This window comes from Nakamurella sp., from assembly GCF_048594475.1.
Classification (GTDB): domain Bacteria; phylum Actinomycetota; class Actinomycetes; order Mycobacteriales; family Nakamurellaceae; genus Nakamurella.
In genome coordinates, this window is record NZ_JBMDXT010000378.1 from 1 (window position 1) to 6,292 (window position 6,292).

5 protein-coding genes are annotated in these 6,292 nt (G+C 72.3%); 1 reads left to right on the forward strand and 4 read right to left on the reverse strand.

Annotation, left to right across the window (positions count from 1 at the left end; all coding sequences use genetic code 11):
- The coding region (locus ACOJUF_RS16955) for an FAD-binding oxidoreductase (protein WP_420123001.1) at nt 1–1,420 on the forward strand (1,420 nt) is incomplete at its 5' end.
- 169 nt (nt 1,421–1,589) lie between these two features.
- Here the strand turns inward: ACOJUF_RS16955 and ACOJUF_RS16960 are convergent.
- The 4 genes from ACOJUF_RS16960 to ACOJUF_RS16975 form a co-directional block, all read right to left on the reverse strand.
- Entirely contained in the window at nt 1,590–2,375 is a 786-nt protein-coding gene (locus tag ACOJUF_RS16960; protein WP_420123002.1) for a deoxyribonuclease IV, read from the reverse strand.
- 44 nt (nt 2,376–2,419) lie between these two features.
- On the reverse strand, nt 2,420–4,684 hold the full coding sequence (locus ACOJUF_RS16965; RefSeq protein ID WP_420123005.1) for a 6-phosphofructokinase: 2,265 nt from the start codon (nt 4,682–4,684) through the stop codon (nt 2,420–2,422).
- Nucleotides 4,685–4,754: 70 nt separating this feature from the next.
- The gene (locus ACOJUF_RS16970) at nt 4,755–5,915 is read right to left on the reverse strand and encodes a mannitol-1-phosphate 5-dehydrogenase (RefSeq protein WP_420123003.1); all 1,161 of its coding nucleotides are present in this window, start codon (nt 5,913–5,915) and stop codon (nt 4,755–4,757) included.
- 1 nt (nt 5,916) lies between these two features.
- Nucleotides 5,917–6,292, reverse strand: a 376-nt coding sequence (locus ACOJUF_RS16975; RefSeq protein WP_420123004.1) for a PTS sugar transporter subunit IIA, incomplete at its 5' end; no start/stop codon positions are given.

Sequence of the window (6,292 nt, forward strand, 5' to 3'; positions counted from 1 at the left end):
CCCGGGGGGTCCGACGGCTCCGACCCCGGCCGCCCACGCGCTGCGCGGGCTGGGCGCCGGACCCGTCCACCTGCCCGGGGACCCCGGGTACGACGCCGCCCGCGCGGCCTGGAACCTGGCCGTCGATCAGCGACCCGCCGCGGTCGCGATGCCGGCCGACGCCCGGCAGGCGGCGCGCATCGTCCGGGCCGCCGCGGCCGCCGGCCTGCGGGTCGCGCCGCAGAGCACCGGGCACAACGCCGGTCCGCTGGGCCGTCTCGACGACGTGGTGCTCGTGCGGACCGGCGCTCTGAACTCGGTCCACATCGACCCGGTCCGGCAGCTCGCCCGGGTCGGTGGCGGCGCCCTGTGGGAACCGGTCGTCCGGGCCGCCGCCGCCCACGGCCTGGCCACCCTGCACGGATCGTCGCCCGACGTCGGTGTCGCCGGATACAGCCTGGGCGGCGGCATCGGGTGGTACGCCCGCGCCCTGGGTCTGGCGGCCAGCAGCATCACCGGACTCGAGGTCGTCACCGCCGCCGGGGACATCGTCCGGGCCGACGCCGAGCACCACGCCGAGCTGTTCTGGGCGCTGCGCGGGGGGTCCGGCAACTTCGGCATCGTCACCGAGCTGGAGTTCCGGCTGTTCCCGTTCGCCAGCGCGTACGCCGGCATGCTCGTCTGGGACGCCGCGCTGGCCGAACCGGTGCTGCGCCGCTGGCTGGACTGGGCCGGGACGGCCCCCGACGAGGTGACCACCTCGTTCCGGGTGCTGCGCCTGCCCCCGCTGCCGGTCATCCCCGAGCCCTTCCGCGGGCGGCACCTGGTGGTCATCGACGGCGCGGTGCTGGGCGACGACGACCGGAGCGCGGACATCCTCGCCCCGCTGCGCGACCTGCAGCCGGAGGTCGACACGTTCGCCCGCGTCCCGGTGCAGACGCTCACCGCATTGCACATGGACCCGGAGGGGCCGAGCCCGGCGGTCTCGGACTCGGCGGTCCTCGACACGATGCCGGAGGCGGCCGTGCACGCCTTCCTCGACCACGCCCTGTCCACGTCCTCGGTGCTCGTGCACGAGCTGCGGCAGCTGGGCGGCGCGCTGGGGCGGCCGGCGCCCGGCGGCGGGGCCCTGGCCGCCCTGCCCGGCGCCTTCCTGGCCTTCGCGGGAGCGATCGCCGCCTCGCCGGAGCTGGCCGAGGCGGGCCGGCGGGACACCGCGGCCTTCGCGTCCGCCCTGGCCCCGTTCGGCCGCGGCCGGACCTACCTGAACTTCCAGGAGAACCCGACCGAGCCGGCCACCGGCTTCGACGCGGTGGCCTTCGGCCGGTTGGTGGCCCTGAAGTCGGCGCTCGACCCGCACGGGGTCCTGGTCGGTCACCACCTCATCCGCCGCACCCACGAGCTCGAGGACGAGATCCGGGCCGAGTTCCCGGCCCGCTGAGCATCCGCTGCGCCCAGCCCGCTGTTCCCTCCCGGTGCACTCACCGACGCGGCGGCCGCCGCCGAGGTGCCCAGATAGTGAGCGCTCGCGCTCCGCCCCGTCGACCGCCCCGACGCCGTTCCCCTCCGGCGCCGGGGCGGTCACGCGTTCGGGGTCGGAGGGAGCCGGGTCAGATCCGCGAGCGGAGGAACTCGATCTCGGGCGCGCGCTGCTCGGGGCCGCCCGGGGTCTCCAGGATGGCCGGGGCGCCGGCCGCCCGGAGCACGTCGGCCAGCGCGTCGGGCGGGATCTGACCGTCCAGCACCGAGGCGTGCCGGTCCCGGGCCGAGCCGAACTCGTCCCTGGAGTTGTTGCAGTGCACCAGGTCGATGCGTCCGGTGATGGCCTTGACGTCGTCGACGACGGTGCCCGGGTCCAGGCCCGCGGCCCAGCCGTGGCAGGTGTCGAGGACGAAGCCGGCCCCGAATTCCCCGACCGCCTCCCACAGCCGGCCGATCTCCTCCAGGGTCCTGGCCATCGCCCGGTCCCCGCCGGCGGTGTTCTCGATCAGCACCGGCAACGGGAACCCGCCCTCCTCCGCCTGGCGTTCGAACACCTTGCGCCAGTTGGCGAACCCGACCGCCGGATCGTCCTTGGCCAGCACGTGGCCGCCGTGCACGATCAGCCCGGCGGCCCCCGTCGCCGCGGCCGCCGCCGCGTGCGCGGTCAGCAGCTTGCGGCTGGGGATCCGGATGCGGTTGTTGGTGGTCGCCACGTTGACGATGTACGGGGCGTGCACGAAGACGGTCAGGCCGGCCGCCCGCATCGCCTCGGCGTGCGGGTGCGGCTTGGGCGTCTTCCAGCCCTGCGGGTCGGCCAGGAACACCTGGACGCCGTCCGCCCCCGAGGCCGCCGCCTCGGCGACCGGGTCACCGTCGTCCTCGCGCGCCCCGACATGCACACCCAGCATCACCATGCCGCGAAGGGTAGTCCGCCGGTCCGACGGTGCCGGTCGGTCGCTCAGTCGAAGGTGCGGGCCTTCTCCACCGGGAGCCGCTGGGCCAGCACGTCCAGGATCGGCCGCAGCTGCATCCACCACTCCGTCAGCGGCCGCCGGTTCTCCCAGTCGGCCAGTTCCTCGGCCTGCCGCATCGAGGTCACCTTGACGGTGCCCTTGGTGTAGCCGATCACGGCGCTGTCGGCCCGCTTGCGGTCGATCTCGTTGCTGATCCAGTCCATGGCGTGGGCGGCCAGCCGGGTGCCCAGGATCCGGTCGAACGGCGACGGCGTTCCGCCCTGCTGGGTCTGCCCCAGGACCACCTTGCGGGCGTCGAACAGGCCCTGGCTCTCCTGCTCGAACAGCCGGCACAGGAAGTCGCTGGTGTACATCTGGCTGGCCTTCTCGTTGGCCACGACCATGAACAGCCGCTGGCCGGCCCGGAAGCTGTCGACCATCCGCTCCACGTCGACCGAGAGGTCCTTGAGGGTGATGCCCTCCTCGTGCAGGTAGACCCGGACGGCCCCGCCGGAGAGGCCGGCGAGCAGGGCCAGGTAGCCGCAGGTGCCACCCATCGTCTCGACCACGAACGCGCGCCGCTGGGCCGCGCCGGCCTGCCGGACGCGGTCGATCGAGTCGACGATGAGGTTCAACGCGCTGTCCGCGCCGACCGACAGCTCGGAGAACGGCAGGTTGTTGTCGATGCTGGCCGGCAGGCAGATCGTCGGGATCTTGAACGCCTCGTACCGGTCGCGTTCGCGCCACATCGTGTGGGCGGACTCGAACGCGTCCCAACCGCCGATGATGACCAGGCCGTCGATGCCGTGCGTCTCCAGCCCGCGGCCGATGGCGTACAGATCCTTGACCGTCGGCACCTTGCGGCTGATGCCGAGCTCGGCGCCGCCCCGGCTGCTCCAGCCCTCGACCTCACCCCACTGCATCTCCTGCACGTCGCCCTCGACGAGCCCGGCGAAGCTGTTCTTGACGCCGAGCACGGTGTGGCCGCGGTGCAGGCCGAGCCGGATGGCCACCCGGGCGGCCGCGTTCATGCCCGGCGCCAGGCCGCCGACGTTGAGCACGGCGATCCGGGCCGACTTGGCGCTGGTCATCCTCACCCCGGGCAGGGCGTGCGAGATCGAGTGGAACACGTGCGCCAGCTCGGTGTAGCTGTCGCCGCGCAGGGTCAGCGCGGTGTCGTAGTCCTTGGCCGCGATCAGGCTGGCCAGCTCGTGCGTCTTGGCCACGCTCTCCATCAGCGGGGCCTTGCCGACGCGGTTGTGATGCACGCCGATGATGGACGGCACGGTGTCCGCCGTCGCCGACAGCACCTCCTCGACGGCCGCGAAGCCCTGCTGGGAGCTCATGGACCGGTCGAAGGCGCTCGGGGCACCGCCGCGCTGGACGTGGCCCAGGATCGTCACCCGGGTGTCCTCACCGAGCCGGTCCTCCAGCACCTGCCGGATGTAGTCGCTGTTGATCGGCGTGTGCTCGCTGTCCTGCGCGCCCTCGGCGACCACCACGATGCTGTTGCGCCGGCCGGAGGCCCGCACGTTGCTGATCTGCTCGCACAGGTGGGACTCCCAGCCGGGGTCCGGCGGGTTCTCGGGGATGAAGACGTAATCGGCGCCGCCGGCGATGGCGCTCATCAGCGCCAGGTAGCCGCAGTGCCGGCCCATCACCTCGACGATGAAGCTGCGCTGGTGGCTCGCCGCGGTGCTGGAGATCGAGTCGATCGCCTCGACGATGCGGTGCAGGGCCGAGTCGGCCCCGATCGTCATGTCGGTGCCGATCATGTCGTTGTCGATCGAACCGACCAGCCCGGCGATCATCAGCGCCGGGTGCCGGTCGGCCGTCTCCTGGTCGATGGCGCCGTCCGCCAGCAGCTCGGCGACCAGCGACGACCACTCCCGCCGCAGCAGGTCGGCGCCGGACAGGCTGCCGTCGCCGCCGATGACGATGAGCCGGTCGATGCCCTTCTCGATCAGGTTCCGCACGGCCTTGAGCCGGCCGGACCGCTCCCGGAACTCGAGCGAGCGAGCGGTGCCGATGACCGTGCCACCCCGGTTGAGGATGCCGCTGACGTCGTCGAACGTGGCCGGCCGGATCCGGTCGCCGCCCTCGATCAGGCCGCGGTAGCCCTCGTAGATGGCGTAGATGTCGGCGTCGTAGTGCAGGGCGGTGCGGACCACGGCGCGGACCGCCGGGTTCATGCCCTGCGCGTCACCGCCGCTGGTCATGACGGCAAGACGGCGTCGGCCCCGTTCGGGACGGTGCGCGGTCATATGGATTCTCGACCTCGAATTCTGCTCTCGTTCGACCACTGCGCCGCGGACCGGTCGCCCGACAGATCCGAGCGGCTCAGATCTTACGGTGGCTGCGCCGTTCGAACGCGGCCAGCACCGCGGGGTACAGCGGATGGTCCGGGGTCAGCCCGGTGACCTTCTCGGCCGCCTCGGCCGGCGGCACCGACCGCAGCAGCTCCTGCAGCTCGGCGCTCTCCGGGTCCTCGGGGACGTCGAAGGCCAGCGCGGCGTCCACCGTGGCCAGCAGGTGGTCCGTGCCGAGCCCCTGTTCGGCCAGTTCGGCGGCCGGCCCGATCAGCCGTTCGTTGCGGGACAGCTTGCGCAGCGGCTGCCGCCCGACCCGCTCGGTGGTGTCGGGCAGGTGCGGGTTGGCGAAGCGCTGCAGGATCTTGTCGACGTAGGCCTGCTGCGCGGCGTCGTCGAACTCGTGCTTGGCCACCAGCAACGCCTTGGTCTCGCCCAGCACGCCCTCGACGGCGGCCCTGACCTGGTCGTCGGACAGCGCGTCGGAGAGCTTGCTGATGCCGCGGAGCTTGCCGTGATAGGCGGTCGTGGCGTGGCCGGTGTTGACGGTGAAGAGCTTCCGCTCGATGTACGGGGCCAGGTCGGGCACCCAGGTGGCGTCGGGAATGGACGGCGCGCGATCGCCGAATGGCGGCGACTCGATGGCCCACTCGAAGTAGGTCTCGACGGTCACGTCCAGCCCCTGACCGTCGGCCTGCGCCGGCACGATGCGGTCGACGGCGGTGTTGGCGAAGATCGCCTTGGCCGCCAGCTCGGCCCACTCGTCGGCCGAGCAGTGCTCCCGGATGTGGCCGGCCAGCACGTCGGTGGCGTTGATCGCGTTCTCGCAGGCCATCACGGCCAGCGGCGGCGCATCGGCCGGCCGGGCCTTGAGCGCGGCGGCGATGGTGGGAGCGACGAACTTGAGGACGGTGGGCCCGACGGCGGTCGTCACGATGTCGGCGGCCGCGATCTCCCGGACCAGCGCCGCCTCGTGCTCCCGGCTGTTGACGGCCCGGTAGTTGTCGACGGTCTCGGTGCTCGAGTCCAGCCCGACGGCGTTGACCCGGTAGCTGGGCGTGGTCTGCAGGGCGCCGATCAGCGCGTCGGCCACGTCGGCGAAGACGACCTCGTAGCCGGCCCGGTGCAGGATCAGCCCGACGAACCCCCGTCCGATGTTCCCGGCTCCGAAATGGACTGCGGTGGGAGCCATCTCAGTCCTCGTTCACCGCGTTGAGCAGGTCGTAGAGTTCCTGCGCGGAGCCGGCCGCGACCAGCTTGTCGACCTCGTCCATGTCGGAGAAGATGATCGCCACCTTGCCCAGGATCTCCAGGTGGCCACCCTCGTAGCCGGCGATGCCGATGACGAAGCGGACCTCGTTGCCGTCCCAGTCGATGGGATTCTCGTAGCGGATGACGGACAGGGCGGAGGCCTTGATCGAGTCTTTGGCCTCGTTGGTGCCGTGCGGGATGGCCAGGAAGTTGCCCATGTAGGTGGAGACCGACTTCTCCCGCTCGAACATCGCGTCGATGTACTCGGGGCCGACGGCCCCGGCGTCGACCAGGATCTGGCCGGCCTCCCGGATCGCG

Coding starts and splice junctions, on each gene's coding strand:
- ACOJUF_RS16970 (WP_420123003.1), bottom strand. CDS start 5,915: ATGGCTCCCACCGCAGTCCATTTCGGAGCCGGGAACATCGGACGGGGG.
- ACOJUF_RS16960 (WP_420123002.1), bottom strand. CDS start 2,375: ATGGTGATGCTGGGTGTGCATGTCGGGGCGCGCGAGGACGACGGTGAC.